The 25,752-nt window shown below is 71.2% G+C and carries 24 protein-coding genes; 12 read left to right on the plus strand and 12 right to left on the minus strand.

The genetic code is table 11. The features are described from left to right. Positions 1–163: 163 nt before the first annotated feature. From ACWEPG_RS20985 to ACWEPG_RS20995, 3 genes are read left to right on the plus strand one after another with little or no spacing between them, the layout of a single operon-like run. Entirely contained in the window at positions 164–595 is a 432-nt protein-coding gene (locus tag ACWEPG_RS20985) for a DUF1707 SHOCT-like domain-containing protein (protein WP_452595196.1), read from the plus strand. Continuing rightward, a complete protein-coding gene (locus ACWEPG_RS20990) occupies positions 595–936 on the plus strand; it encodes a hypothetical protein (RefSeq protein ID WP_450116132.1) in 342 nt (113 codons plus the stop codon). The genes ACWEPG_RS20985 and ACWEPG_RS20990 overlap by 1 nt, the downstream gene beginning before the upstream one ends. A 53-nt stretch (positions 937–989) precedes the next feature. Next, on the plus strand, positions 990–1,688 hold the full coding sequence (locus tag ACWEPG_RS20995) for an NAD-dependent deacylase (protein ID WP_450116133.1): 699 nt from the start codon (positions 990–992) through the stop codon (positions 1,686–1,688). Between the two features lie 38 nt (positions 1,689–1,726). Here the strand turns inward: ACWEPG_RS20995 and ACWEPG_RS21000 are convergent, their stop codons facing one another. The 5 genes from ACWEPG_RS21000 to ACWEPG_RS21020 form a co-directional block, all read right to left on the minus strand. Then, entirely contained in the window at positions 1,727–2,530 is an 804-nt protein-coding gene (locus ACWEPG_RS21000; protein ID WP_450116134.1) for a tyrosine-protein phosphatase, read from the minus strand. A gap of 83 nt (positions 2,531–2,613) precedes the next feature. Next, positions 2,614–3,432, minus strand: a complete 819-nt coding sequence (locus ACWEPG_RS21005; RefSeq protein WP_452595197.1) for a tyrosine-protein phosphatase — start codon at positions 3,430–3,432, stop codon at positions 2,614–2,616. Between the two features lie 62 nt (positions 3,433–3,494). Further along, a complete protein-coding gene (locus ACWEPG_RS21010) occupies positions 3,495–3,692 on the minus strand; it encodes a hypothetical protein (protein ID WP_450116136.1) in 198 nt (65 codons plus the stop codon). 150 nt (positions 3,693–3,842) lie between these two features. After that, positions 3,843–5,192 (minus strand): L-lysine 6-transaminase, encoded by a 1,350-nt coding sequence (gene lat / locus ACWEPG_RS21015; protein WP_452595198.1) that lies wholly within the window; start codon positions 5,190–5,192, stop codon positions 3,843–3,845. A 63-nt stretch (positions 5,193–5,255) separates the two neighbouring features. Beyond that, positions 5,256–5,696 (minus strand): Lrp/AsnC family transcriptional regulator, encoded by a 441-nt coding sequence (locus ACWEPG_RS21020; protein WP_450116138.1) that lies wholly within the window; start codon positions 5,694–5,696, stop codon positions 5,256–5,258. Positions 5,697–5,752: 56 nt separating this feature from the next. Here ACWEPG_RS21020 and amaB point away from each other — a divergent pair, with 56 nt between their 5' ends. Beyond that, on the plus strand, positions 5,753–7,258 hold the full coding sequence (gene amaB, locus ACWEPG_RS21025) for an L-piperidine-6-carboxylate dehydrogenase (RefSeq protein WP_452595199.1): 1,506 nt from the start codon (positions 5,753–5,755) through the stop codon (positions 7,256–7,258). A gap of 100 nt (positions 7,259–7,358) precedes the next feature. Then, positions 7,359–8,372, plus strand: coding sequence for an acyl-CoA dehydrogenase family protein (locus ACWEPG_RS21030; RefSeq protein WP_450116140.1), 1,014 nt, complete (start codon positions 7,359–7,361; stop codon positions 8,370–8,372). Here the strand turns inward: ACWEPG_RS21030 and ACWEPG_RS21035 are convergent. Then, on the minus strand, positions 8,369–9,196 hold the full coding sequence (locus ACWEPG_RS21035) for an alpha/beta fold hydrolase (protein WP_450116141.1): 828 nt from the start codon (positions 9,194–9,196) through the stop codon (positions 8,369–8,371). The two genes, ACWEPG_RS21030 and ACWEPG_RS21035, sit on opposite strands and share 4 nt — an antisense overlap. An 84-nt stretch (positions 9,197–9,280) precedes the next feature. On the opposite strand from ACWEPG_RS21035, the gene ACWEPG_RS21040 reads away from it, so the two are divergent. The 3 genes from ACWEPG_RS21040 to ACWEPG_RS21050 are packed head-to-tail and all read left to right on the plus strand — an operon-like array spanning position 9,281 to position 15,281. Then, the gene (locus ACWEPG_RS21040) at positions 9,281–13,867 is read left to right on the plus strand and encodes an ATP-dependent helicase (protein ID WP_452595200.1); all 4,587 of its coding nucleotides are present in this window, start codon (positions 9,281–9,283) and stop codon (positions 13,865–13,867) included. Between the two features lie 29 nt (positions 13,868–13,896). Next, the gene (locus tag ACWEPG_RS21045; RefSeq protein WP_452595201.1) at positions 13,897–14,700 is read left to right on the plus strand and encodes a DNA-formamidopyrimidine glycosylase family protein; all 804 of its coding nucleotides are present in this window, start codon (positions 13,897–13,899) and stop codon (positions 14,698–14,700) included. Then, positions 14,697–15,281 carry a hypothetical protein gene (locus ACWEPG_RS21050; RefSeq protein WP_450116144.1) on the plus strand — a complete coding sequence of 195 codons (585 nt, stop codon included), beginning with the start codon at positions 14,697–14,699 and terminating at the stop codon, positions 15,279–15,281. The genes ACWEPG_RS21045 and ACWEPG_RS21050 overlap by 4 nt, the downstream gene beginning before the upstream one ends. Positions 15,282–15,306: 25 nt before the next feature. Here the strand turns inward: ACWEPG_RS21050 and ACWEPG_RS21055 are convergent, their stop codons facing one another. From ACWEPG_RS21055 to ACWEPG_RS21065, 3 genes are all read right to left on the minus strand, one after another. After that, positions 15,307–15,765 carry a hypothetical protein gene (locus ACWEPG_RS21055; RefSeq protein WP_450116145.1) on the minus strand — a complete coding sequence of 153 codons (459 nt, stop codon included), beginning with the start codon at positions 15,763–15,765 and terminating at the stop codon, positions 15,307–15,309. A 38-nt stretch (positions 15,766–15,803) separates the two neighbouring features. Continuing rightward, the gene (locus ACWEPG_RS21060; protein ID WP_450116146.1) at positions 15,804–16,391 is read right to left on the minus strand and encodes a TetR/AcrR family transcriptional regulator; all 588 of its coding nucleotides are present in this window, start codon (positions 16,389–16,391) and stop codon (positions 15,804–15,806) included. Between the two features lie 97 nt (positions 16,392–16,488). Beyond that, positions 16,489–17,256, minus strand: coding sequence for an SDR family NAD(P)-dependent oxidoreductase (locus ACWEPG_RS21065; RefSeq protein ID WP_450136311.1), 768 nt, complete (start codon positions 17,254–17,256; stop codon positions 16,489–16,491). 70 nt (positions 17,257–17,326) lie between these two features. Between ACWEPG_RS21065 and ACWEPG_RS21070 the strand changes: the two genes are divergently transcribed. Both ACWEPG_RS21070 and ACWEPG_RS21075 read left to right on the plus strand, forming a co-directional pair. Further along, on the plus strand, positions 17,327–18,037 hold the full coding sequence (locus ACWEPG_RS21070; RefSeq protein WP_450136310.1) for a TetR/AcrR family transcriptional regulator: 711 nt from the start codon (positions 17,327–17,329) through the stop codon (positions 18,035–18,037). 279 nt (positions 18,038–18,316) lie between these two features. Then, the gene (locus ACWEPG_RS21075) at positions 18,317–18,814 is read left to right on the plus strand and encodes a hypothetical protein (RefSeq protein WP_450116149.1); all 498 of its coding nucleotides are present in this window, start codon (positions 18,317–18,319) and stop codon (positions 18,812–18,814) included. A gap of 46 nt (positions 18,815–18,860) precedes the next feature. Here the strand turns inward: ACWEPG_RS21075 and ACWEPG_RS21080 are convergent, their stop codons facing one another. Next, positions 18,861–20,594, minus strand: a complete 1,734-nt coding sequence (locus ACWEPG_RS21080) for a glycerol-3-phosphate dehydrogenase/oxidase (protein ID WP_450116150.1) — start codon at positions 20,592–20,594, stop codon at positions 18,861–18,863. Between the two features lie 81 nt (positions 20,595–20,675). Between ACWEPG_RS21080 and glpK the strand changes: the two genes are divergently transcribed. Then, complete coding sequence (gene glpK, locus ACWEPG_RS21085) at positions 20,676–22,178, plus strand: glycerol kinase GlpK (protein WP_450116151.1); 1,503 nt, start codon at positions 20,676–20,678, stop codon at positions 22,176–22,178. 66 nt (positions 22,179–22,244) lie between these two features. On the opposite strand, the gene ACWEPG_RS21090 is transcribed toward glpK, so the two are convergent. Together ACWEPG_RS21090 and ACWEPG_RS21095 are read right to left on the minus strand one after the other, a co-directional pair. Next, positions 22,245–23,420: an aminotransferase-like domain-containing protein gene (locus ACWEPG_RS21090; RefSeq protein WP_452595202.1), complete on the minus strand. Its 1,176-nt coding sequence runs from the start codon at positions 23,418–23,420 to the stop codon at positions 22,245–22,247. 156 nt (positions 23,421–23,576) lie between these two features. Next, on the minus strand, positions 23,577–24,980 hold the full coding sequence (locus ACWEPG_RS21095) for an NAD(P)H-quinone dehydrogenase (RefSeq protein WP_450116153.1): 1,404 nt from the start codon (positions 24,978–24,980) through the stop codon (positions 23,577–23,579). Between the two features lie 176 nt (positions 24,981–25,156). Here ACWEPG_RS21095 and ACWEPG_RS21100 point away from each other — a divergent pair, with 176 nt between their 5' ends. Next, positions 25,157–25,633: a gamma-glutamylcyclotransferase gene (locus tag ACWEPG_RS21100; RefSeq protein WP_450116154.1), complete on the plus strand. Its 477-nt coding sequence runs from the start codon at positions 25,157–25,159 to the stop codon at positions 25,631–25,633. Positions 25,634–25,752 lie beyond the last annotated feature (119 nt).

The following is a 25,752-nucleotide window of genomic DNA, read 5'->3' on the forward strand; positions in this document are numbered from 1 at the left end:
CGCGCACAAGGCCGGTACCGTGACCGGTCTGGCCGTCGAGCCGGGTGCCGCGATCACGCAGGGCACCGTCCTCGCCGAACTCAAGTAAGACGCTCACGCCGAATGCCCCCGACCCCGAGGTCGGGGGCATTCGGCGTTTCAACGCAGTCGTTAGTCTGTCGACATGGCCGAACCACCGGAGATTCGCATCGGGACCGCCGAACGCGAGCAGGCGCTCGAACAACTCAGCCGGCACTTCAGCGACGGCCGGTTGTCGGTGACCGAGTTCGACGAGCGCAGCGGGCTGATCACCGCCGCGACCACCCGCGGACAGCTCGAGCAGGTGTTTGCGGATCTCCCCACGCCGACGGCAGCGACCGCCGCGCCCCCGGACGCCTCCACCCCGGACCGCCGCTTCTCCCCCGACTGGCAGGGCCGGATCATGGCGCTGATCCCGCTCGTCGCCCTTCTGCTCTTCTTCGTCACCGGCAGCTGGCTGTGGTTCCTCGCGATCCCCGCCGCCGGCATCCTGCTGTTCGGCACCGATCGCGAACGCAAGCAGCGCAGGCACCGGGACCACCGCCGCCGCGAGCTCGGGGACGGAGACGAGGGCTGATGGAACCGATCGAGATCAACGCCGGTTCCTGGTATCTGCGTGCACTGCGGGAGGACGAGCGCGTCGACGACCGTCCCGCCCTCGCCGACGGCGGTGTCACCGACCCGGATTACATCGCCAACCGCACCGCGCAGTGGGCGGCGGAGGAGCACTACTCGTGGGCGGTGTGCGAACCCACCACCGGCGAACTGCTCGCCGAGGTCGGCCTGACGCCGCGCGGTGACGTCGGCGAGCTCGGCGGCTGGGCACGACACGGCCACGACGACGCACTGGCGAGCGCGAGCGATGCCGTCCGGCGTTTCGCCGAGGGAGCGCTCGGGCTCACCGTAGCCGACCGCTGAGGGCGACCGCCGGGCGACGGCGCGGGCACTCGGTGCACGGGTAGCCTTTTTCCGTGTCCCAGATCGTGGTCCTGACCGGTGCCGGCATCTCCGCAGAGAGCGGAGTGCCGACCTTTCGCGACGCCGACGGCCTGTGGGAGAGCCACCGGATCGAGGACGTGGCCACGCCGGAGGGGTTCGAGCGTGACCGGCTCACGGTGCAGCGGTTCTACGACGCCCGCCGCGACGCGCTGCGCACCGTCGAACCGAATCACGCCCACCGGGCGCTGGCCGAGTTGGAAGAGACACTCGGAACGAGGCTACTGGTCGTCACCCAGAACATCGACGACCTGCACGAGCGGGCCGGCTCGCGCAACGTGATCCACATGCACGGCGAGCTCCGCAAGGCCCTGTGCCGCGCGTGCGGCGTCGCCTCGCCGTGGGACGACGGTTTGATCGACGGGCCGCCCTGCCCCCGCTGCGGAGTCGCCGACCTGCGGCCCGACGTGGTGTGGTTCGGCGAGATCCCGTACGAGATGGAGCGCATCGCCGACGCCCTCACCGAGGCCACCCACTTCGTGTCCATCGGCACCTCCGGTGCGGTCTACCCCGCGGCCGGGTTCGTCCGGCACGCCCGGCAGCACGGTGCCCGGACCCTCGAGCTCAACCTCGAGCCCAGTGAGGGCAGCCACCTGTTTCACGAGACACGGCAGGGCCGGGCCGGCGACCTGGTACCGGCCTGGGTCCGCGAGATGCTGGAGTCGCGGCGCTGACCACCCGTGCGCCCCGGCACGCAACCCGGGCGTGCGTTTCAGCCCTCGAGCAGATGCGAACGAATGGCCTGCTGCGCGGCCCCGTCGATCCCGAGACCGTCGGCGAAGTATCCCTCCACCGTCCCGAACTTCTCCCGCATCTGCCCCAGAGCCGTCTGCAGATATTCGGGACGGACGCCGAGCACCAGCTCGAGAAGTTTCGGGTCGCCACCCCCTGCGGTGAACTTGTCGAAGACGGCCTGGAACGACGGCAGCAGCTGGTCGTTGGTCAGCAGGTAGTCGTGGAACACGTCGTCCTCGTCGACACCGAGCAGGAGCAGCAGCGACGCGGTGGCCCAGCCGGTACGGTCCTTGCCCGTCGTGCAGTGCACGAGGGCGGGCAGGGCGTCGGGCGCCGCGAGGTCGACGAACATCGCCCGGTACGACGCGAGCGCGCTCGGCAGGGTGACCAGGTCGCGATAGACCTCGAGGAACAGGTCCATCGCGTGGGTGTCGCCGAGATACTTCTCGAGGATCGCCGGTTCCTCCAGCACGGACTGCATCTGGGCGGCCATCGACGCCTGCACCTGGTCGGCCAGCACGTCCAGCGGCACCTCCCGAACCGATGCCGGCGCCCGATCGGGCGCCGCGTCGCGCTCGGCCGCGGTGCGCAGGTCGAACACCGTCACGAGACCGAGGTCGGCGAGCCTGATCGCATCGTCGACGGTGACCTTGCTCAGATCCGTCGAACGGTAGAAGCGACCGAAGCGGACCGTCGCGCCGTCACGGGTGCGATACCCGCCGATCTCGCGCAGGTTCGGGACGGACAGGATCGGGATGCTCGTGCCGGGCGTGATCGTCATCTGCCCAAAGTAGGCGAATCCGACACCGGTGGCTCCCCAACCGTCTCGGGGACCGGTTCGTGTCGCGTGGGACGCTGCGGCCGTCAGTCCCGGGTGAGGAGCCGGGCCCGCAACGCGTCGACATCCTCGGTGCCGAGCCCGAGACCCCGCACGAAGTAGCCCTCGATGTCGCCGAAGTCGGTGTGCATCTGGTCTAGCGCGGCCTCCAGGTACTCGCGGCGCACGCCGAGCAGCGGCAGGAGGATGTCGGGGTTGCCGCCGGCGCTGCGGAACCGGTCGAACACCGGCGCGAGCGCGGGCAGCAGCTGCTCGTTGGTCAGCAGGTACTCCTCGAACACCTGGTTCTCGTCGACGCCGAGGACCAGCAGCAGCGCGGCCACGGCCCACCCGGTGCGGTCCTTGCCGGTGGTGCAGTGAATCAGGACCGGCGTGTCCTCGCGGCGGGCCAGGTCGGTGTACAGCGCCCGGTACGCGGCGACCGCGGACGGCATGGACACGAACTCGCGGTAGCTGCCGAGCAGGTGCGAGTTGGTGCCGCCGGTGTCGCCGCCGAGCAGCTGCTCCGCGAGGACGGGATCGCCGATGAGCTTCTGCATCATCGCCGGGGCGGCGGACGGGTCACGGTCGGCGAGCACGTCGAGCGCGACCTCCTTCGCGCCGGTCGGCACGCGGTCCGGGCGGTGCTCGCGTTCGGCGAGTGTCCGCAGGTCGAACACCGTCGCGACGCCGAGGGCGTCGAGCGCGGACCGGTCCGAGTCCGCGACCGCGCCCAGATCGGTGGAGCGGTAGACCCGGCCGCTGCGCACCACCGCGCCGTCCGTGGTGCGGTACCCGCCCGCATCCCGCAGGTTGGGGACGGAGGCGACTGGAATCGGCGACCCGACCGGGCGCGAGATGCTCATGCCTGCACGGTAAACCACGCCGCGGACACCGTCTGCGCCCATCCCCCGCCGCTCCGCTCACCTCACTGCCCGGTCGACACTTCGACGGTGCGCGCAGGCTGCGGCCACGGCGCACAGGGCGCCCCCGCGCTCGGTGCGGCGGCCTCGGTCATGACGACGCCGATCGCCATGCCGAGCACCAGCGCGGCGGCGACACCGATCACCCAGGTCGCCTTCGAGACGGCCGGATCGGGATGTGTGGTCGGATCGAACTCGTTCAAGTGCTGGTTCCTCGGGTGCAGGTTCGGGGCGGGACCGGCACGCGGACGAGGCTGTCGCACAGCCTCGTTCACGCGGGTCCTCGCCGCTCCACCGCGGAGCCGACCAGAATGACAGGGGGCACCGACACGTTCTCCCGAAGCCCCGCCCGGTCAGGCCCCCGGCACCCCGTCCGCCGCGAGCACCCGGTCCAGCGCGGCGACGGCGTCCGACAGTTCGGTGGCGGTGACGGTCAGCGGCGGCCGGAACCGGATCCCCCGTTCCCCGGTGCCGAGAACCAGTACCCGCTCGCACTCGCGCAGGGCGGCGACGGCGGCGTCGCGGCGCCCCGCGGTGTCGAGGGTGATCGCGCACATCAGGCCGCGGCCACGCGGGTCGCTCACCCCGTCGTGCCTGCGTGCGAGCGCCGTCAATTCGGTGAGCAGGTGCGAGCCGAGGAGCCGGGCCCGGTCGATGAGCCGGTCGCGCTCGATCACCTCGAGGATGCGCCGGGCGCGCACCATGTCCGTGAGGTTGCCGCCCCACGTGGAGTTGATCCGTGAACTCACCGCGAAGACGTTGTCGGGGATCTCGTCGACGCGGCCGCCGGCCATGATCCCGCACACCTGGGTCTTCTTCCCGAACGCGACGACGTCCGGTCGCAACCCCAGTTGCTGGTAGGCCCAGGCGGTGCCGGTGAGCCCGGCGCCGGTCTGCACCTCGTCGAGGACGAACAGCGCGTCGTGCTCGCGGCACAGGTCGGCCATCGCCAGCAGGAACTCCGCCCGCAGGTGCCGGTCACCCCCCTCCCCCTGGATGGGTTCGGCAACGAAACAGGCTATGTCGTAAGGGTTCTCGACGAAAGCGCACCGAGCCTGGTCGAGTGCGCGGGCCTCGGCCGCGGCGATGTCCGTCCCGGCTTCGATCGCGGGGGCGTCGATCCGCGGCCACGCGAACAGCGGGAACCGTGCGACCTTGACCGGATCGGTGTTGGTCAGCGACAGGGTGTAGCCGCTGCGACCGTGGAAGGCGTGCCGCAGGTGCAGCACCTGGGAACCGAGCGCGCGGTCCCGGCCGGCCGCCTCGTTGCGGCGGCTCTTCCAGTCGAACGCGACCTTGAGCGCGTTCTCGACCGCGAGCGCGCCGCCGTCGACGAGGAACAGGTGCGGCAGCGCGGGATCGCCGAGGACCCGCTCGAATGCCTGCACGAAGCGTGCCATCTCGACGGTGTAGACGTCGGAGTTGCTCGGCTTGTTCACTGCGACCTCGGCGAGTTCGGCGAGGAACTCCCCGTCGTCGGCGAGCGCGGGATGGTTCATGCCGAGCGCGTTCGAGGCGAAGAACCCGAACATGTCGAGATATTCGGTGCCGTCGCGCTGGTCGACCAGCGTGCGACCGCGGGATCGGGCGAGGTCGAGGACGAGGTCGAATCCGTCGACCAGCATGTGCGCACCCAGCACGCCGAGAACCTCGCCGGGTCCGATGTCCCCGACTCCGTGTCGCTGGTCGACCGCGCCACTCATATTCCGAGGTTAGGCCAAAACTTCCCGTTCAGACACGATATTCAGTAACATTTCCGGCCCTATCTACGCCCTGTCGTAAAATGTCTGCAGAATGATGGTGCTGCGGGTACGGACGTTGGCTGTGGTCCGGATCAGCTGCAGTAGCCGCTCGAGCGCCCGCGGAGACTCCACCCGCACCAGCAGGACGTAGCTCTCCTCCCCCGCGACCGAGTGGCAGGCCCGGATCTCCGGAATGTGCGCCAGGCGAGCAGGCGCATCGTCGGGACCCGACGGATCGAAGGGAGTGATCGCCACGAAAGCGGACAGTTCCTCACCGAGCGCTTCGGGGTCGACGCGCGCACCGTATCCGCGGATCACGCCGCGCGCCTCGAGCCGGCGCACCCGGGTCTGGACCGCCGACACCGACAAACCGGCCTTTTCCGCGAGCGTGGCGAGCGTCGCCCGTCCGTCGTCGACGAGTTCGCGCACGAGCAGCGTGTCGATCTCGTCCAGTGGCTCCGACATGGAGGCAGGCTAGCCCAGTAGGTTCCCATCCGCCGCGACCGCAAGAGGTGCATCCGATGTCCCCCACTTCCCCACGCGAACTCGCCGCCCGGGCCCTGCAGGCGTGCGGTGTCCCCACGCCACCCGACGACGGGGACCTGCCCGCCCGCACGCCGATCGATGGATCGACACTGTTCCGGCTGCCGTCCTCCACCCCCGAGCAGGTGGACGCCGCGATCACCGACTCCCGGCACGCCTTCGAGCGGTGGCGGATCGTGCCCGCACCGCAGCGGGGCGCGCTCGTGCGCCGGCTCGGGGAACTGCTCACCGAACACAAGCAGGACCTCGCAACACTGGTGACGATCGAGGCGGGCAAGATCGCATCCGAGGCCCTCGGTGAGGTGCAGGAGATGATCGACGTCTGCGAGTTCGCGGTCGGACTGTCCCGCCAGTTGTACGGCCGGACAATGCCTTCCGAGCGGCCCGGGCACAGATTGATGGAGACGTGGCACCCACTCGGCGTCGTCGCGGTGATCTCGGCGTTCAACTTTCCGGTCGCGGTGTGGTCGTGGAACGCCGCCGTGGCGCTCGTGTGCGGGGACCCGGTGGTGTGGAAGCCGTCCGAACTGACCCCGCTGACCGCGCTCGCCTGCGACGCGCTGGTCCGGCGCGCGGCGGCGGACACCGGCGCCCCCGACGGCGTGCACCGGGTGCTGCTCGGGACCGGTCCGGTGGGCGAGCGGCTCGTCGACGATCCACGGGTGGCTCTCGTCAGCGCCACCGGCTCCGTCCGCATGGGCCGGGAGGTGGGCCCGCGGGTCGCGGCCCGGTTCGGCCGCTGCCTGCTCGAACTGGGCGGCAACAACGCCGCGGTCGTCGCCCCCTCCGCCGACCTGGATCTCGCGGTCCGGGCGATCGTGTTCGCAGGCGCGGGTACCGCCGGGCAGCGCTGCACCACACTGCGCAGGCTGATCGTGCACTCGTCGATCGTGGACACCGTCGTCGACCGGGTGGCGGCCGCCTACCGGAAGTTGCCGGTGGGCAGCCCCCTCGACGACGGCGTCCTGGTCGGTCCACTGGTCCGCGAACAGGCTTGGGACGGCATGGTTTCCGCACTGGACCGGGCCCGCGCCGACGGCGGCACGGTGGTCTGCGGCGGCGACCGGGTCGAGCGGGCCGGGGTGTACGTCTCGCCCGCCCTCGTCCGGATGCCCGCACAGACCGCGGTGGTCCGCGAGGAGACCTTCGCGCCGGTCCTCTACGTCCTGACCTACGAGGACCTCGACGAGGCGATCGCGCTCCACAACGCGGTCCCGCAGGGGTTGTCGTCGGCGATCTTCACCCTCGACCAGCGCGAGGCCGAGCGGTTCCTCGCCGCCGACGGGTCGGACTGCGGCATCGCGAACGTCAACATCGGCACCTCGGGCGCCGAGATCGGCGGCGCGTTCGGCGGCGAGAAGCACACCGGCGGCGGTCGCGAGTCGGGCTCCGACTCGTGGAAGGCGTACATGCGCCGGGCCACCAACACCGTCAACCACTCCGACCAGCTGCCCCTGGCACAGGGCGTCGAGTTCGGGCGCTGACGCATCGTGAGTCCTTCCGGTCCGGTGGCGGGCCGGAAGGACTCACCGGCGGCGGAGCCGCCTCGCACCGATGCCGTCTCCGGGCCCTTACCCTGAGGGCGTGACGCACTGGTCCGAGCTCGCTCACGAAGTCGCCGAGGACGTGCTGTTCCCGGCCGCCGACAGCGTGGACGCCGACGGCGAGATCCCGTCGAGCCACTTCGCCGCACTGGCCGAGGCCGGGTTCTACGGGCTCGCCGCGCCCCCGGACCGGGGCGGCCCGGCACTCGACACCGGCGAGCTGGTCGCGGTGGTCGAGATCCTCTGCGGCGGCTGCCTGGCCACCGCATTCACCTGGATGCAGCACCACGGTGTCGTCAGCTCGCTCGCCTCGAGCCCGAATCACGATCTCCGTGAACGACTCTGGGACGGCCTGGTCAACGGGTCGGTCCGCGGCGGGGTGGCGTTCGCCGGCGCGATCCCGCAGCCGCCACTGCTCTACGCGCGACGGGTGGACGGCGGATACGTGCTCGACGGGGTCGCGCCGTTCGTCACCGGCTGGGACATCGTCGACGTCCTGCAACTGTCCGCCCGTGACGAGTTCGACGACTCGATCGTCCACCTGGTGGTGGACGCCACCGCCACCGAGGCGGTCGTCGTCGAAGAACTTCCGCTGATCGCGGCCCGCGGCAGCAACACGGTGCGGCTGCGGCTCGACGGGTTCGAGGTTCCGGACGCCCGGGTCGCGAATGTCACCTCGCCCGAGGTGTTCGCGGCCGGTCAGCTGTTCGGGTCGTGGTTGAACGGCTGCATGGCAACCGGCGTGGCACGGCGCTGCCGGACCGAGCTCGCGGAGCGGGGAGTCGACGTCGATCCGTTCGAGTCGGCCGCCGACACGGTCCGCGAGCGTCTGGACAAGGCGCTGACCGTGGCCGGCGACTTGTACGACGCCCGCGCCGCCGCATCGGAACTGGCCATCGTGACCGCGGCCGCGCTGGTGACCGCCACGGGAAGTGCGGCGTCGATCGGCGGCAGCACCGCCGAACGGCTGATGCGGGAGGCGACGTTGACCCTGGTCGCCGCGTCGCGGCCGCAGATCCGCTCGGCGCTGTTGGACCGACTCGGCAGCGGCTAACGCGCGATCGGACGTTCGACGGCGGCCGTCACGTGCCCGCGGATCGTCTCGGCGACCAGCGCCGGATTCTCCAGCATCGGGATGTGCCCGACCCCGGGCAGAACCACCCGGCCTGCGGTGGCGGGCAGCTCGTCGAGGAATCGCCGGCCGTACGTCTCGATCGGCAGCAGCGTGTCGTGCTCGCACAGCACCAGCAGTGTCGAGACCCGAACCCGGCCGATGCCGCGGATTCCGCCGTCCCGCAAGCCCATCCATTCGGTCGGCAGGAACGCGCCGCAGTGCGTCGCGGCCTTGATGACCAGCCGGAGGTCGTCGGCGGGCACCGCGGCGTCGTCGTGGGAGAGCAGCCACAGCACCAGTCGCCGCACCAGTGGCATCCTCCACGCCTGGTCACCGATCAGGCGCCCGATCCCGATGAACGGCGCCAGCGCCAGGAAGATCGCCCCGAGTCGCAGTTCGGACGGCGAGAGGTCCGACCAGCCGCCGGCCGGGGCGATCGCCGTCAGGGAACGTGCGCGGCCGCGCCGCTCGAGTTCGAAGCCGACCCAGCCGCCGAGGGAGTTGCCGACGATGTGGCAGGTGTCCCAGCCGAGCTCGTCGACGATCCGCTCCACACCGTCGGCGTAGTTGTCGATACTGACGTCGAAGGGCCGGACGCGTTCCCCGGCCCAGTGTCCCGGCATCGAGACCGCCAGCACGTCGTGGTCGGCGGCCAGCAGGTCGGCGGTTCGTCGCCACACGTGATGAGACAGCGCGAACGGGTGAATCAGCAAGACCGGTTCGCCGGCGCCCACCCGCCGGAACCGAGCTTCCGCAGTGGTCATCCGGGCAGGCTACGACACCTGTCGAGGGACCGCGCCGTTTCGACACCCACTCGTGATGTCGGGGGCGCGAGGCAGGATGGACCCATGGATGCCGTGCAGGATGGGCGCAGCGACGCCGTGCGGGATGGGCGCAGGGACGCCGTGCTCGACAGGTTCTCGGCGCCCACCCGCGAGTGGTTCGCGGGTGCCTTCCCTGCGCCGACGTCCGCACAGCTCGGTGCGTGGGAGGCGATCGCGGACGGTTCGCACGCCCTCGTCGTCGCACCGACCGGCTCCGGAAAGACCCTCTCGGCGTTCCTGTGGGCCCTCGACCAGCTGGCCACCCGCCCGCACCGGCTCGCCGACACGACGGAGGAGCAGCCCACCGGGACGACGGTCGTCTACGTCTCGCCGCTCAAGGCACTGGCGGTGGACGTCGAACGCAACCTGCGCGCCCCACTCGTCGGGATCACCCAGACCGCGAAGCGACTCGGCCTGACGCCGCCGGAGATCACCGTCGGCGTCCGGTCGGGCGACACCGCCCCGGCCACGCGGCGCGCGATGCTGCGCACCCCGCCGGACATCCTGATCACCACCCCCGAGTCGCTGTTCCTGATGCTCACCTCCGCGGCCCGCGAGACCCTGGCGACGGTGCGGACGGTGATCGTCGACGAGGTGCACGCCGTCGCCGCCACCAAACGCGGCGCGCACCTGGCCCTCTCGCTCGAGCGGCTGGACATGCTGCTTGACCGGCCGGCGCAGCGGATCGGGCTCTCCGCCACCGTCCGCCCGCACGAGGAGGTGGCCCGGTTCCTGGCCGGCTCGGCGCCGGTGCACGTCGTCGCACCGCCCGCACCGAAGACGTTCGACCTGACGGTCCGGGTCCCGGTCGAGGACATGACCGAGCTCGGTGTCACCGACCCGGACCCGACCTCGGAATCACCGGCGCCGCAGCAGGGTTCGATCTGGCCGCACGTCGAGGAACAGATCGTCGACCTGGTGCTCGAGCACTCCTCGTCGATCGTGTTCGCCAATTCGCGCCGCCTCGCCGAACGCCTGACCGCACGACTGAACGAGGTGTACGCGGCGCGACTCGGCGACCCGGTCACCACCCTGCACGCGCCGCCTGCGCAGATCGGCGCGCCGACCGAGGTGAACCACGGCGCCGAGCCGCTGCTGGCGCGCGCCCACCACGGATCGGTCAGCAAGGACCAACGCGCACTGATCGAGGACGACCTCAAGTCCGGCCGGCTGCGGTGCGTGGTCGCCACGTCCAGTCTCGAACTCGGCATCGACATGGGTGCGGTGGACCTGGTGATCCAGGTCGAGGCACCGCCGTCGGTGGCCAGCGGGCTGCAGCGCGTCGGCCGGGCGGGGCACCAGGTCGGGGAGATCTCCCGCGGCGTGCTCTTCCCGAAGCACCGCACCGACCTGATCCACTGTGCCGTCACGGTGGAGCGGATGACCACCGGGAAGATCGAAGCCCTTGCGGTACCGGCGAACCCGCTCGACATCCTGGCGCAGCACACCGTCGCGGTGTGCGCGCTCGACCCGATCGACGCGGGGGCGTGGTTCGACGCGGTCCGGCGCACCGGGAACTTCGCGACCCTGCCCCGGTCCGCCTACGACGCCACCCTGGACCTGCTCGCCGGCCGCTACCCGTCCGACGAGTTCGCCGAACTGCGACCGCGGCTGGTGTGGGACCGCGACGCCGACGTGCTGACCGGCAGGCCCGGATCACAGCGCCTCGCCGTCACCTCGGGCGGCGCGATCCCCGACCGTGGGCTGTTCACCGTCTACATGGTGGGTGAGCGCAACGCGCGGGTCGGTGAGCTCGACGAGGAGATGGTCTACGAGTCCCGGGTCGGGGACGTGTTCGCGCTCGGCGCGACCAGCTGGCGGATCGAGGAGATCACCCACGACCGGGTGCTGGTCTCCCCCGCCTACGGGATGCCGGGCCGGTTGCCGTTCTGGCACGGCGACGGCCTCGGCCGGCCCGCCGAGCTCGGCGCCGCGCTCGGCGGGTTCCTGCGCGAGACCGCGCTCGGCGACCCGGCGGAGCTGCGGCCGCGGCTGACCGCCCAGGGCCTCGACGAGAACGCGACGAACAACCTGCTGGCGCTGGTCGACGAGCAGCGTTCCGCGACCGGGCAGGTGCCCAGCGACCGCACCCTGGTGCTGGAACGGTTCCGCGACGAACTCGGCGACTGGCGGCTGGTGCTGCACTCCCCGTACGGGCTGCCGGTGCACGCACCGTGGGCTCTGGCGATCGGCGCCCGACTGCAAGAGCGGTACGGGATCGATTCCGCGCCAACCGCATCCGACGACGGCATCATCGTCCGGCTGCCGGACACCGAGGACGCGGCGCCCGGTGCGGAGCTGTTCGTCTTCGACCACGACGAGATCGAGGACGTCGTCACCGAGCAGGTCGGGGCGTCGGCGCTGTTCGCGTCGCGGTTCCGCGAGTGTGCGGCCCGCGCCCTGCTGCTGCCGCGCCGCAACCCGGGTCGCCGCGCCCCGCTGTGGCAGCAGCGGCAGCGGTCCGCGCAACTGCTGGACGTGGCCCGCAAGTACCCGACGTTCCCGATCCTGCTCGAGACGGTCCGCGAGTGCCTGCAGGACGTGTACGACCTGCCGTCCCTGATCCGGCTGCTGACCGACGTGGGCCGCCGCCGGATCCGGATCGTGGAGGTGGAGACGCCGTCGCCGTCCCCGTTCGCCACGGCGCTACTGTTCGACTACGTCGGCGCGTTCATGTACGAGGGCGACAGTCCACTCGCCGAACGCCGCGCCGCCGCACTGTCGTTGGACTCGACGCTGCTCGCCGAGCTGCTCGGCCGGGTGGAGTTGAGGGAACTCCTCGACGAGGCGGTGATCGAGCAGACCGAACGCGAACTGCAGCGGCTCGCCGAGGACCGCCGCGCGAAGGACGCCGAGGGTGTCGCCGACCTGTTGCGGCTGCTCGGACCGCTGACCGAAACGGAGGTGGCCGCCCGCGCCACGGCGGATCCGCGGGAGTGGCTGGCCGGGCTCGAAGCCCACAAGCGTGCGATGCGGGTCGCGTTCGCCGGGCAGCAGTGGTGGGTCGCGATCGAGGACGCCTCGCGAATGCGCGACGCACTCGGGGTACCGCTGCCGATCGGCACCCCGGCCGCGTTCATCGAGCCGGTCGACGACCCGCTCGGTGACCTGATCGGCCGCTACGCCCGCACCCACGGTCCGTTCACGCTCGCCGAGTGTGCCTCCCGGTTCGGGCTCGGCACCTCGGTGGTCCGGGACGTACTGTTGCGGCTGGCGCAGGACAAGCGGGTCGTCGAGGGCGAGTTCCGTCCCGCGGCAACGGGTTCGGAGTGGTGCGACGCCGAAGTGCTGCGCCGGATCCGGCGCAGGTCCCTGGCCGCGGCCCGACGCGACGTCGAACCGGTCGAACCGGAGGCGCTCGGCCGCTTCCTCCCCGACTGGCAGCACGTCGGCGGCGGACTGCGCGGCGTGGACGGGGTCGCGGCGGTGATCGACCAACTCGCCGGGGTGCCGATCCCGGCGTCCGCCTGGGAGTCGATGGTGCTGCCGTCGCGGGTGCGCGACTACCGGCCGTCGATGCTGGACGAACTGACCACCACCGGAGAGGTGCTGTGGTCCGGAGCCGGGCAGATCTCCGGCAGCGACGGCTGGGTCCGCCTGCACCTGGCGGACACCGCGCCGCTGACGCTACCGCCACCGCAGGACATCGAGCTGTCCGATCTGCACCGCACGATCCTCGACACCCTGGCGCCGGGCGGGGCGTACTTCTTCCGCACCCTGTCGGACCAGGTCGGGTCCACCGACGACCCGGCGCTCGTCGACGCGCTGTGGCAACTGGTGTGGGCCGGGCACCTGTCGGGCGACACGTTCGCGCCGCTGCGGGCGCTGCTGTCGGGCACCACCCGAGCGACCCCGAGCCACCGGCCTCCGCGCCGCGCACCCCGGACCCGCGCGTACCGGGCGTTGCCGCGGCCGGCACTGCCGTCCCGCACCGGTCCCCCGACTGTGGGCGGCCGGTGGTCGCTGCTGCCCGATCCGGAGCCGGACCCGACGATCCGTGCGCACGCCCGCGCCGACCTGCTGCTTGACCGGTACGGGGTGCTCACCCGAGGCTCGGTGGTCGCGGAGGACGTGCCCGGCGGGTTCGCGCTGATGTACAAGGTGCTGCGCGGGTTCGAGGACGGCGGCCGGTGCCGGCGCGGCTACTTCGTGAACGGTCTCGGTGCGGCCCAGTTCTCGACGTCCGAGGTGGTGGACCGGCTCCGCGGCTTCGCGGAGCCGGGAGCCGAGCCCGCCCGCGCCGCGGTCGCGCTCGCCGCGACCGACCCGGTGAACCCGTACGGCGGCGCGCTGCCGTGGCCCGCCACCGACGGCGGTCATCGCCCGGGGCGCAAGGCCGGAGCGATGGTCGTCCTCGTCGACGGCGAGCTCGCGCTCTACGTCGAGCGGGGCGGCAAGACGCTGCTCACGTTCACCGACGACCCGGGGACCCGGCACAGTGCCGCGATCGCCCTGGCCGAACTCGTCGACCGCGGAGGCGTCGACAAGATCGTCATCGAGAAGGTCGACGGCGAGTCGGTGCACACCAGCCCGCTGTCCCCCGCGCTGGTCGAGGCGGGGTTCTCGGCGACGCCCCGCGGGCTGCGCAAACGGACCTCGTATGGGCACTGACCGGATGCGCCCGGCGCGAGGCGGTGCCGATGCCCGAGGGTGACACCGTCTGGCAGGCCGCGAGCAGGCTGCGCCGCGCGCTGGTCGGCGCGCCGCTGACGGTCTGCGACATCCGGGTGCCTCGGTTCGCGACGGTGGATCTGACGCCCGGACCGGTCGACGAGGTGCTCAGCCGCGGCAAGCACCTGCTGATCCGGGTCGGCGAGGCGACAGTGCACTCCCACCTGAAGATGGAGGGCGAGTGGCACGTGTACCCGGCGGGCGCGCGGTGGCGTCGGCCCGCCTGGCAGGCCCGAATCCTGCTCGGCACCGAGGATTTCCTCGCCGTCGGGTTCCAGCTCGGCATCGTCGAGGTGCTCGCGCGCGCCGAGGAGGAGCGCGCGGTCGGGCACTTGGGGCCGGATCTACTCGGCCCCGACTGGGACACCGGCCGCGCCGCGGCGAACCTCGGCGCCGAGCCGGGCCGCCCGATCGGCGTGGCCCTGCTCGATCAGCGCGTGATGGCCGGGGTGGGCAACGTCTACCGCAGCGAACTGTGCTTCCTGCGCGGCGTGCACCCGGCGACACCCGTCGCGGACGCCGGGGAACCGCGAGCGTGGGCGGATCTCGCGCACCGCCTGCTGACCGCGAACCGCGACCGCACCGTCCGCATCACCACCGGCGACCGCCGTCGCGGTCGCACCACGTGGGTGTACGGCCGCGCGGGCAAGCCGTGCCTGCGCTGCGGCACCCTCGTCGCGGCCGGCATGCTCGGTGACGGCACACCCGATCGTGAGCGGCAGATCTTCTGGTGCCCGAACTGCCAGCCGCAGACCGCTACCGTCACCACATGACGATTCTCCAGGTGGGCGACGCGCAGGAACGACTGCCCGAACTGATCGCGGCAACCACCCGAGGAAAGGAACGGTTCGACATCATCGCGGGCGGAGCGCGCGCGGCGGTTCTCCTCGGCGCGAACCACTACGACGGGCTGCGCGAGACGATCGCCCTGCTGTCCGACCCGCCGATGCTGGCTGCGCACGAGCTCGGTGTCGCCGAGATCGCCGCCGGGGACGTCGTCGACGCTGCCGCCCTCGGTCGGGCCATGCACGACGCCGACCGCGGTCCCGGGGAAGCAACCCCGCCGACTTCGGTGGAATCGCGCCATCGACTGGCCGTCGCACGATCGGCGGCGCTCGCCCTCACCGGAACGGTCCGCGCCCCCGACGCACTCGCGCTGTTCGGCGTCCTCACCGGCCCCCTGCTCGACGACCCGCGCGCCATCGGCGCCGAACTGGACGCGCCTGCGCTGTCACTCCTCTACTCGTTCCCGCGGGGCGCCAATCGGGTGGTCTTCCGGATCGACGAGATCCGGCGGATCGTCGAGGTCACGGCGATCGGCCCGCGCGCCGACGCGTACACGGACTTCCGGTAGCGCAACGCACCCGAGGCCGGGAGTCTCACGACTCGACCGTCACAGCCACCACGTTGTCGTCGGGATCGAGTCGGACCGCGGGCCAGTAGCCGTCCATGAAGTGGTCGCCACACGTGTCCGCCAGGTGCAGCACCACGTCGCCGCCGGGGTGGGTCTCGACGGTGTCGAGCACGAGATCGTCGTGGGCGTCGGCGAGTTCCTCGACGGACGGTGGGTCGTCGCCGAATTGCCGGACCACGGCCTCGACGGCGCTGCGGACCAACCGATCGTGATCGTGCACGACCCGGCGGAGCCTGGGCAGCAGCGAACGGGCCTCGTCGGGGTCGACGGCGGCGGCGAGGAATGCGACGTCCCGCCCGCCGAGTTCGAGTGTCAGGCTGAAATGCCGGTCGTCGAGGCGGGTTCCGTCGGTGAGGTCGAGGTGACCACGGACGAAGGTGCCGAGAGCCTCGTCGACGATCTCCCGATCCGGGGTTGTGGACATGCTCGCCAATCTAGACATCCCCGGGACGGGTCCCCGCGTCAGAGCCTGCTCGCCCGCTCGAGCAGGCCGAGGCAGTGCCGGATCAGGGTCTCGCGCGGCACGGTGACGGTGCCGTCGAGGTAGCCGATGAACAGGCTCGTCAGGGCACCGACGAGGCCGAGGGCGCGCAGGGCCCGTTCGTCGGGATCGGCGATGTCCTTCAGTTGATCTGCCACCAGGACAACGAAACTCGGGGCGAGCGCGAGGCCGCGGCCGCCGAGCGCGGGTTCGCGCAGCGGCGCCAGCAGCAGCACCCGGCCCGCCTCCGGGTGGTCGAGGACGAGTTCGACGAACGCCCGCACCGCGTGTTCGGCGACCTCCGCGGGGCCGTCGGCCTTCGCGACCGCCGCCACCAGCGCGGCACGGGCCCGCTCGCCCACCTCCGCGTACACCTCCCGGATGTAGGTGTCGCGGTCGGCGAAGCTCTCGTAGAAGTACCGCTCGGTGAGGCCGGCCGCGCGGCAGGCGGCGCGCACGTTGACGCCCGGAGCGTCGGCCGTCCCCAGCAGGTCCACGCCGACCTCGAGCAGACGCGTGCGTCGCTGCAGGCGGCGCTGGTCGAGGTCGGGGCGGTCGGTGGCACTCATCGCGCCCGAGTCTAGGAGACAGGCAGCTCCGCTGCTCGTGCGCGGTTTGCGGGTGTGGGGACCCGCAAACCACTCACGAGCGCCGGAGGCGCCTGCGTCACATGTGGGTGCCGCCGTCGATGCGAATCTCGGTGCCGGTGACGAACTTTCCGTCATCGGACGCGAGCATCGCGATCACGCCGGCGACGTCCTCCGGCGGCGCGAACCCGTCGCCGATCCACGGGTACAGCTTGCCGATCAGGCTCGGGTCGACGCCCTCCTCCGGGAAGCCGGGGTTGCTGGTCATCCCGGACGCGATGGAGCCGGGCTCGACGGCGACCGCACGCAGGCCCTGCTTGGCGTACTCGAGCGCGATCGCGTGCGTGAAGGACCGGATGCCGCCCTTCGTCGCGGCGTAGGCGGCCATGTACGGGTGCGCGAACGACGCCGAGGTGGAACTGAAGTTCACCACAACACCCTTCCCCGATTCGAGCAGGGCGGGCAGTGCCTGACGCGTCACGAGGAACGTGCCGGTGAGGTTGACCCCGATCATCGTGTTCCAGAACTCGAGAGTGGTCTCCGCGGTGTGCGAGGACCGCAGGATGCCGGCCGCGTTTACGAGGACCTGCAGGCCGCCGAGGCCCTCGATGGCCCCGCCGATGGCCTCACGCACCGAGTCCTCGCTGGAGATGTCGACGACGGCGGTGGTGAGGCGGTCCGCGACGCCGGCCTCCTCCGCACGCCTGCGGGTCTCGGCGAGGCCCTGCTCGGACACGTCGGCGGCCGCGACGACGCCACCCTCGGACAGCAGCCGAGCCACGGTGGCCTGACCGATGCCCGATCCCGCGCCGGTGACGAGCACCTTGCGTCCCTCGAAGCGATTCATGAGCAGCACTCCTTCTGGTCTCCCGCAGCACTCCTGGTCTGCAGACTGCGTACTTGCACGCTACGCCGGAGTGGCACAACGTGCCATGATGGTGACCATGGCCGACCCGATCGCGCAAGCCCCCCGCTCACTGACCGAGCGCCGCAAGGCCCAGACCCAGCTCGAGATCGCCCGCTGCGCGGCCGAGCTGTTCGCCGCCCGCGGCGCGGCCGCCGTCACCGCGGAGGACATCGCCACCGCGGCGGGCATCGGACTGCGCACCTTCTACCGGTACTTCCCCACCAAGGAGGCGGCGGTCACCCCCCTGCTCGCGGGAGGTGTCGCGGACTGGATCGCCGACCTCGCGGCCACCGCGCCGGGGACGCCGCCGGTCGAGGCCCTCACGAGCTCCGCGCACCGGGCCCTGTCCCGGTCCGACCGGTTCGGCAGCGACTCCCTGCGCCTGAGCCGGGGCCTGCTCCGCGCCGTCCCGGGCGATCCGGGCCTGGAATCGGTCTGGTTCCGCGTCGTCCACGACACCGAGGAAGCCCTCGTCACCGTCCTGGCACCCCTGATGGGCCCGGACGCGGACCCCGTCGACGTTCGGCTGATGGCGGTGGCGGGCAACACCGCGATGCGCCTGGCGATCCAGACGTGGGCCGGCACCGGCGATGCGGACGACGGCGACAGCAACGGCAACGGCAACGGCGCCGGGCCGAGCCCCGCCGACATCGCCGTCCGCTGCATCCGCACCCTGACCGCCGGCCTCGCGGCGCCGGGTTCGGATCCGTCCCGGGGCTGACCCGACATCCGACTTCCCGCCAGCACACTCTCAGCAAATCCATACCTCGCTCCGAGGTGCACCACGGCTACGTACCGCAGTCTGGAACCTGTCCGGAAAACATCCGCACAGGAAGGCTCGACCATGGCCACCGCATCCATCGCCGTCCTCGTCCTGATCGTCATGGCGATCTCCGGGCTGGCCGCCCGGTCGGCCCCCGGCACCGTCGTGCGGACACGCTGAGTGCGCGAGAGCGGCGCCGAGCCGACTGCGCCGACCGCGCATGCCAAGCTGTACCCCATGACGCGCGAGCCCCTGTCCACCGAGGACTACGCCAGCCGGATCAGTGCCTACGTCTACGGCAACATCCTGGTGCTGGCCGCTCTCGTGCCACTGAACAACGCGAGCGTCACGCATGCGGCACTGGTGATCATCGGGACCGGGATCTCCACCTTCATCGCGCACGCCTTCGCCGAATCCCTCGGGCGCAGCACCCGAACCGGCCATGCCCTGACCTGGTCGGAACGACTCGACGAGCTCCGCGACTCGGTGCCGGTCCTGACGTCGGCACTGATCCCGGCGGTGCTGGTGTGGTTGGGCAGCGGACTCGGCTGGATCGAACTGACCACGGCGCTACTGCTCGCCGAGGTCTGGGTGGTCACCCGTATCGCGGGCATCGCCTACGTCATCACCCGGTTGCGCGGTGAACGCCCGACTCGGAACACCCTCGTCTCATCGTTCGTACTCGGGTTCGTCGCGGTGCTGATCGTCGCGATCAAGCTGGTCCTCACCCACTGAGCCCGACGCTGCCCCTGCCGCGGCAGCGCCGGGGCAGCGTCCGCCGTCACCGCGAGATCGGCACCGGCTCCAGGATTTCCGCACGGGCCTCGGGTGCGGCCGCCCGCAGCGCGTCGGCGGACTCGTCGTCGGGCCTGCGCTGCGACTCGACCTCCGCCTCGACCCGCGCCCGATAGGTCTCGACCTCGCGATCGACCGCCGCCGCGTCCCAGCCCAGCACGGGCGCCACCAGGTGCGCGACCTGCTCGGCGCAGTTCACGCCGCGGTGCGGGTACTCGATCGCGATCCGGGTCCGGCGGGCGAGGATGTCCTCGAGGTGCAGTGCCCCCTCCGCCGCCGCCGCGTACACCGCCTCGACCTGCAGGTAGTCCGGGGCGTCGGTGATCGGTTGCAGCAGTTCGGGTGTCGCCGCGCCGAGTTGGAGCACGTCGTCGATCAGCGAACCGTAGCGGTCGAGCAGGTGCTTGACCCGGTACGGGTGCAGCCCGTACAGCTCACCGAGGTGCACCGCCTGGTTCACCAGCGCGAAGTACCCGTCCGCGCCGACCAGCGGCACCTTCTCGGTGATCGACGACGCGATCCGCGCCGGAATGTCCTCGGACGCAATGTCGACGGCATCCTCGGCCATCACCCGGTAGGTCGTGTACTTGCCTCCCGCGATCGCGACCAGCCCGGGCGCCACCCGCGCGACCGCATGCTCCCGGGAGAGTTTCGAGGTCTCGTCGGACTCCCCCGCGAGCAGCGGGCGCAGTCCGGCGTAGACGCCGTCGATGTCGTCGTGGGTGAGCGGGGTGACGAGCACATTGTTCACGTGCCCGAGGATGTAGTCGATGTCGGCCTTCGTCGCCGCCGGATGTGCGAGGTCGAGATTCCAGTCGGTGTCGGTGGTCCCGATGATCCAGTGCCCGCCCCACGGGATCACGAACAGCACCGACTTCTCCGTGCGCAGGATGATCGCGGCGTCGCTGACGATCCGGTCCCGGGGCACCACGATGTGCACGCCCTTGCTGGCCCGGACCCGGAACCGGCCCCGCTGGTGCGACAGCGCCTGGATCTCGTCGGTCCACACTCCGGTCGCGTTGATCACGACGTGACCGCGCACCTCCGTGGTGCTGCCGTCCTCCGAATCCCGCACGCGCACACCGGAAACCCGATCCGCCTCGCGCATGAACCCGACCACCTGCGTCGAGGTGCGCACCACCGCACCGTAGTGCGCGGCCGTGCGCGCCACCGTCATCGTGTGCCGCGCGTCGTCGACCACCGTGTCGTAGTAGCGGATTCCGCCGACGAGCGCGTTCCGCTTGAGCCCCGGCGCCATCCGCAGCGCACCCGCCCGCGTCAGATGCTTCTGCGCGGGAACGGACTTCGCGCCGCCCATCCGGTCGTAGAGCATGAACCCGGCCGCCATGTACGGGCGTTCCCACACCCGGTGCGTCAGCGGGAAGAGGAACTTCAGCGGTTTCACCAGGTGCGGCGCCAGCGTCGACATCGACAGTTCCCGCTCGTGCAGCGCCTCCGCGACCAGACCGAACTCGAGCTGTTCGAGGTAGCGCAGACCGCCGTGGAACATCTTCGACGACCGAGACGAGGTACCCGAGGCGAAGTCCCGCGCCTCCACCAGCGCCACCTTCAGTCCCCGCGTCGCGGCGTCAAGCGCGGCGCCGGCGCCGACGACCCCGCCGCCCACCACCACCACGTCGAACTGTTCGGTCCCCAACTGCTCCCAGGCCAGCTTCCGCTGATCCGGGCCGAGGAACTGCACACCAGGTTGCTTGTCCAACTCGAGCTCCAGAGGTTGTCGGCAAATCTCGCTCCAGGCTAGTAGCTTCGTGCCGAGACCGCCCGAGAGACGAGGACGCCCGTGACCAAGTACATCGCCGCGATCGATCAGGGCACCACGTCGAGCCGCTGCATGATCTTCGATCACGGTGGCCGCGTCGTGACCTCCGCCCAGCAGGAACACCGCCAGATCTTCCCGCAGGCCGGGTGGGTCGAACACGACGCGGCCGAGATCTGGCGCACCACCCGCGAGGTGGCCGCCGCCGCGCTCGCCAAGAAAGACCTCACCCGCGACGACATCGCCGCGGTCGGCATCACGAACCAGCGCGAGACGACCGTCGTCTGGGACCGCGCCACCGGCGAACCGGTGTACAACGCGATCGTCTGGCAGGACACGCGCACCGACCGGCTGTGCGAAGAGATCGCCGACGGGCACGGCCCCGACCGCTACCGGCAGACCACCGGACTGCCGCTGTCCACGTACTTCTCCGGGCCGAAACTGCGGTGGATCCTGGACAACGTCGACGGTGTCCGGGCCCGCGCCGAGGCCGGCGACCTGTGCTTCGGCACCATGGACAGCTGGATCCTGTGGAACCTCACCGGCGGACCGGACGGCGGCGTGCACGCCACCGACGTCACCAACGCGTCCCGGACACTCCTGATGGACCTGACAACCCTGGACTGGGACGAACAGATCTGCGCGGACATGCGGATCCCGACGTCGATGCTGCCGCAGATCCGCAGCTCCTCCGGCCCGTTCGGCACCTGCCGGGAACGCGGCCCGCTCGCCGGCGTCCCGATCGCCGGCATCCTCGGCGACCAGCAGGCCGCCATGTTCGGGCAGGCCTGCCTGTCCCCCGGCGAGGCGAAGAACACCTACGGCACCGGGAACTTCCTGCTGGTCAACACCGGCACCACCCCGGTGCACAGCAAGCACGGACTGCTGACGACGCTGTGCTACCGGATCGGTGAGAGCGCACCGGTGTACGCGCTGGAGGGCTCGGTGGCGGTCACCGGGTCGCTCGTGCAGTGGCTGCGCGACAACCTGGGGATCATCAACTCCGCCAAGGAGGTCGAACTGCTCGCGTCCGCGGTCCCGGACAACGGCGGCACCTACTTCGTGCCCGCGTTCTCCGGACTGTTCGCGCCGCGGTGGCGACCGGACGCCCGCGGAGCGATCGTCGGGCTGACCCGCTTCGTGAACAAGGGCCACCTCGCCCGGGCCGCGCTCGAGGCCACCGCCTTCCAGTCCCGCGAGGTGATCGAGGCCGCCGAGGCCGACTCCGGTGTCGCCCTCACCTCGCTGAAGGTCGACGGCGGGATGGTGCTCAACGAGACCCTCATGCAGTTCCAGGCCGACATCCTCGACGTCCCGGTGATCCGGCCGGTCGTGAACGAGACCACCGCACTCGGTGCGGCCTACGCCGCCGGACTCGCCGTCGGATTCTGGAGCTCCGAGGACGACATCCGCGCGAACTGGGAGATCGGCCACACCTGGACGCCGAACATGCCTGCCGAGCAACGGGATCGGCTGTACCGGGAGTGGAACAAGGCCGTCGAGCGCACCTACGACTGGGTCGACTGACCACCCGTTGGTTCCCTGATGTCACATTGGCTCACTTGCCGACAGCAAATGTCACATTGGGGAACCTCACCGCAGGGACCGGTGGGCCGCGGCGAGGCGGGTCAGCCCCTCGGCCAGCCGGTCGGGTGTGTTCGTCGTGAAGCACACCCGGGCGCTGTGCCGGGCGCCGTCCGTGACGGCGAACGCCGATCCGGGGACGAACGCCACCCCGTGGTCCAACGCGGCCGACAGCAGCGCCTCGGTGTCGGTGCCGTCGCCGAATTCGAGCCAGCCGAACATGCCACCGTCGATCGGTCCGAGCGTCGCAACCCCGGCGAGCTCCCGGTCGACCGCGGCGCGGAGTGCGGCGGCCCGGCGTCCGTACTCGGCGCGCAGGCCCGCCAGGTGCGCCGTGTACCAGGCGTCGTCGGCGAGCAGGTCGGCAGCGACCTGGTGCGTGAGCCGCGACCCGCACAGGTCCGCGCCCTGCTTGAGCAGTTCGACGGCCGCGCAGATCTCCGGCTCCGCGACCATCCAGCCGACGCGCAACGCGGGCGCGAGGGTTTTCGAGGCACTGGACAGCCGGATCACCCGGTCCGAGTGCGCGGCAACCGGTTCCGGTGGCGCATCGCGGAAGTACAGCTCGCCGTACGGGTCGTCCTCGACGATCCGGAAGTCGTAACGCTCGGCGAGGGCGGCCAGTGACCGGCGCCGGTCGGCGGACATGGTCACGCCGCGCGGATTGTGGAAGGTACTGACGGTGTGCACGAGGGCCGGCCGCTCCCCCGCGGCGAGGAGTTCGGCGAGCCGGTCCACCCGCATGCCGTCCGCGTCGAGGGGCACGGTGACGATGCGGGCCTCGGCGGTCCGCAGCACCTGCAGCGCCCCGGTGTAGGCGGGCTCCTCGACCACCACGGTGGCGCCGGGATCGAGCAGCGCCTGCGCGAGCAGGCTCAGCGCCTGCTGGGAGCCGTGGGTGATCACCACCCGCGATGCGTCGACCGGCCCCTGCCGTCGCGCCGACTCGCGCGCGGCCACCACCTCACGCAGTCGGGCCAGCCCGGTGGTCTCGGTGTACTGCAGCGCGGCCGGCGACCCCAGCACCCGCTCGGTGGTGTCCCGGATCCGGTCCAGCGGGACCAGGTTCGGATCGGGAAGCCCGCCCGCGAGACCGATGACGTCGGGGCGAGCGGTGACCGCGAGCAGATCGCGGATTGCGGAGGAACGGAGCGCGGACATGCGTCGCGCGAGAACTGGGGACATGACGACTCCCGGTGGAAGTGGACGAGGTTCGAGGCGACCTGGCGCTCGGATCCACGGGCGGGAGGTACAGAAGGGGCGACCGGGGTTCCCGGCCGCCCCTCATTGTTCCAGAGAGGTTCGGCATGTGGAACGGGGGGCCCACATGCCGGGATCCTCCTAGTCCAGGTCGTCGTGCCGCATCAGCTGACGGGCGGCCTCGGTGATCGAACCGGACAGCGACGGGTACACCGAGAACGTCTGCGCGAGATCGTTCACCGACAGGTTGTTCTGCACCGCGATCGCGATCGGCAGGATCAGCTCGGACGCGGTCGGAGCGACCACCACGCCACCGATCACCACGCCGGTCGCCGGGCGGCAGAAGATCTTCACGAAGCCGCGGCGCAGGCTCGACATCTTGGCGCGCGGATTCGTGTTCAGCGGCAGCATGACGGTGCGGGCGGGCACCTCGCCGTTGTCGATCGAGGCCTGGCTCACGCCGACGTTCGCGATCTCCGGGCGGGTGAACACGGCCGACGCGACGGTCTTGAGCTTGATCGGGCTCACACCCTCGCCGAGGGCGTGGTACATCGCGATCCGGCCCTGCATCGCCGCGACCGAGGCGAGCGGGAACAGTCCCGTACAGTCGCCGGCCGCGTAGATCCCGGACACGGCGGTGCGCGAAACCCGGTCGACCCGCAGGTAACCGCCCTGGTCGAGTTCGATGCCGACCTTCTCCAGGCCCAGACCCGACGTGTTCGGGGTGGAGCCGACCGTCATCAGGGCATGACTGCCGGTGACCGTGCGACCGTCGGACAGCCGGACGATGATCCCGTCCTCGGTGCGCTCGACGGCGTCGGCGCGGGCGTGCTTGACGAGGGTGACACCGCGCTCGGACAGCGCTTCCTCGAGCACCATCGCCGCATCGGCGTCCTCGTGCGGCAGCACCCGGTCCCGGCTGGAGACCATCGTGACCCGCACACCCATCTCGGTGTAGGCGGAGACGAACTCGGCGCCGGTGACACCCGAGCCGACGACGACGAGATGCTCCGGCAGCGAGTCGAGGTCGTAGAGCTGGCGCCAGTTGAGGATGCGGTCGCCGTCCGGCTCCGCGCCCCGCAGGACCCGAGGAGACGCACCGGTCGCGATCAGCACCACGTCGGCCTCGAGCACCCGCTCTCCGCCCTCGGCCAGGATGGCCTTGATCTTGTGGGAGGCCATCCCGATCACCGGGTCGATCAGCTCGCCGGTGCCGGAGAGCAGCTCGACGCCTGCGGTCTGCAGCTTGTCGCGGATGTCGGCGGACTGGGCCTGCGCGAGGCTCTTGACCCGGGAGTGAATCTGCGGCAGCGAGATCGTCGCCTGGGACGGGTCGAGCGCGATGCCCAGGTCGGTGGCCCGGCGCATGTCGGTGCGGACACCGGTCGAGGCGATGAACGTCTTCGAGGGAACGCAGTCCCACAGCACGCACGCGCCGCCCACACCATCGGAATCGATCAAGGAGACTGCCGCCCCATGCTGCGCCGCGACCAACGCCGCCTCGTAGCCGGCGGGTCCGCCGCCAATGATCACGATCCGGGTCATCCGTCCTCCATGTTTCGGCAGGTGCTGTTTCAGCAGCGTGTGCACACTTCTCGGTGCGTCCACGCTATTCCACCCGCCCGTCCGCGCGCACATCGACAGGGCCGCCGTGCGCCGAGCGGAGCGAATTGTGCTGTGTACGGTTCGATGGCCGTCGGCTCACGGTCTACGCTTTCCGCGTGCCGATTTACGCCGCGTACGGATCCAACATGCACCCGGAGCAGATGCTCCAACGCTGCCCGCACTCGCCGATGGCGGGTACCGGCTGGTTGAACGGTTGGCGGCTGACCTTCAGCGGCGGGGACATCGGTTGGGAGGGCGCGCTCGCGACCGTCGTCGAGGACCCCGACTCCCGGGTGTTCGTGGTGCTCTACGACGTGCCCGACGAGGACGAGGCCAGCCTGGACCGGTGGGAGGGTTCCGAGCTCGGCATCCACCGCAAGATCCGGTTGCGCGTCGACACCGACACCGGCGACTCGGTCCTGGCGTGGCTGTATGTGCTCGACGCCTACGAGGGTGGCCTGCCCTCGGCCCGCTACCTCGGCGTGATGGCCGACGCCGCGGAGATCGCGGGAGCTCCCGCGGAGTACGTCCGCGAGCTGCGCACCCGCAACAGCCGCAACGTCGGCCCCGGCACGCCGGGCTACGGCAGCTAGCCCCGGCACGCCGGGTTACGGCAGCCAGCCCCGGCACGCCGGGCTACGGCAGCCAGCCCCGGCACGCCGGGCTACGGCAGCTGGCCCCGGCACGCCGGGTTACGGCAGCCAGGACCCGC

Source organism: Rhodococcus sp. NPDC004095 (assembly GCF_053604015.1).

Bases quoted from the DNA above. Each gene is read 5' to 3' on its own strand.
- ACWEPG_RS20985 (WP_452595196.1), top strand. From the start codon at position 164: ATGGCCGAACCACCGGAGATTCGCATCGGGACCGCCGAACGCGAGCAG.
- ACWEPG_RS20990 (WP_450116132.1), top strand. From the start codon at position 595: ATGGAACCGATCGAGATCAACGCCGGTTCCTGGTATCTGCGTGCACTG.
- ACWEPG_RS21000 (WP_450116134.1), bottom strand. From the start codon at position 2,530: ATGACGATCACGCCCGGCACGAGCATCCCGATCCTGTCCGTCCCGAAC.
- ACWEPG_RS21005 (WP_452595197.1), bottom strand. From the start codon at position 3,432: ATGAGCATCTCGCGCCCGGTCGGGTCGCCGATTCCAGTCGCCTCCGTC.
- lat (WP_452595198.1), bottom strand. From the start codon at position 5,192: ATGAGTGGCGCGGTCGACCAGCGACACGGAGTCGGGGACATCGGACCC.
- ACWEPG_RS21020 (WP_450116138.1), bottom strand. From the start codon at position 5,696: ATGTCGGAGCCACTGGACGAGATCGACACGCTGCTCGTGCGCGAACTC.
- amaB (WP_452595199.1), top strand. From the start codon at position 5,753: ATGTCCCCCACTTCCCCACGCGAACTCGCCGCCCGGGCCCTGCAGGCG.
- ACWEPG_RS21035 (WP_450116141.1), bottom strand. From the start codon at position 9,196: ATGACCACTGCGGAAGCTCGGTTCCGGCGGGTGGGCGCCGGCGAACCG.
- ACWEPG_RS21040 (WP_452595200.1), top strand. From the start codon at position 9,281: ATGGATGCCGTGCAGGATGGGCGCAGCGACGCCGTGCGGGATGGGCGC.
- ACWEPG_RS21045 (WP_452595201.1), top strand. From the start codon at position 13,897: ATGCCCGAGGGTGACACCGTCTGGCAGGCCGCGAGCAGGCTGCGCCGC.
- ACWEPG_RS21050 (WP_450116144.1), top strand. From the start codon at position 14,697: ATGACGATTCTCCAGGTGGGCGACGCGCAGGAACGACTGCCCGAACTG.
- ACWEPG_RS21055 (WP_450116145.1), bottom strand. From the start codon at position 15,765: ATGTCCACAACCCCGGATCGGGAGATCGTCGACGAGGCTCTCGGCACC.
- ACWEPG_RS21060 (WP_450116146.1), bottom strand. From the start codon at position 16,391: ATGAGTGCCACCGACCGCCCCGACCTCGACCAGCGCCGCCTGCAGCGA.
- ACWEPG_RS21065 (WP_450136311.1), bottom strand. From the start codon at position 17,256: ATGAATCGCTTCGAGGGACGCAAGGTGCTCGTCACCGGCGCGGGATCG.
- ACWEPG_RS21075 (WP_450116149.1), top strand. From the start codon at position 18,317: ATGACGCGCGAGCCCCTGTCCACCGAGGACTACGCCAGCCGGATCAGT.
- ACWEPG_RS21090 (WP_452595202.1), bottom strand. From the start codon at position 23,420: ATGTCCCCAGTTCTCGCGCGACGCATGTCCGCGCTCCGTTCCTCCGCA.
- ACWEPG_RS21095 (WP_450116153.1), bottom strand. From the start codon at position 24,980: ATGACCCGGATCGTGATCATTGGCGGCGGACCCGCCGGCTACGAGGCG.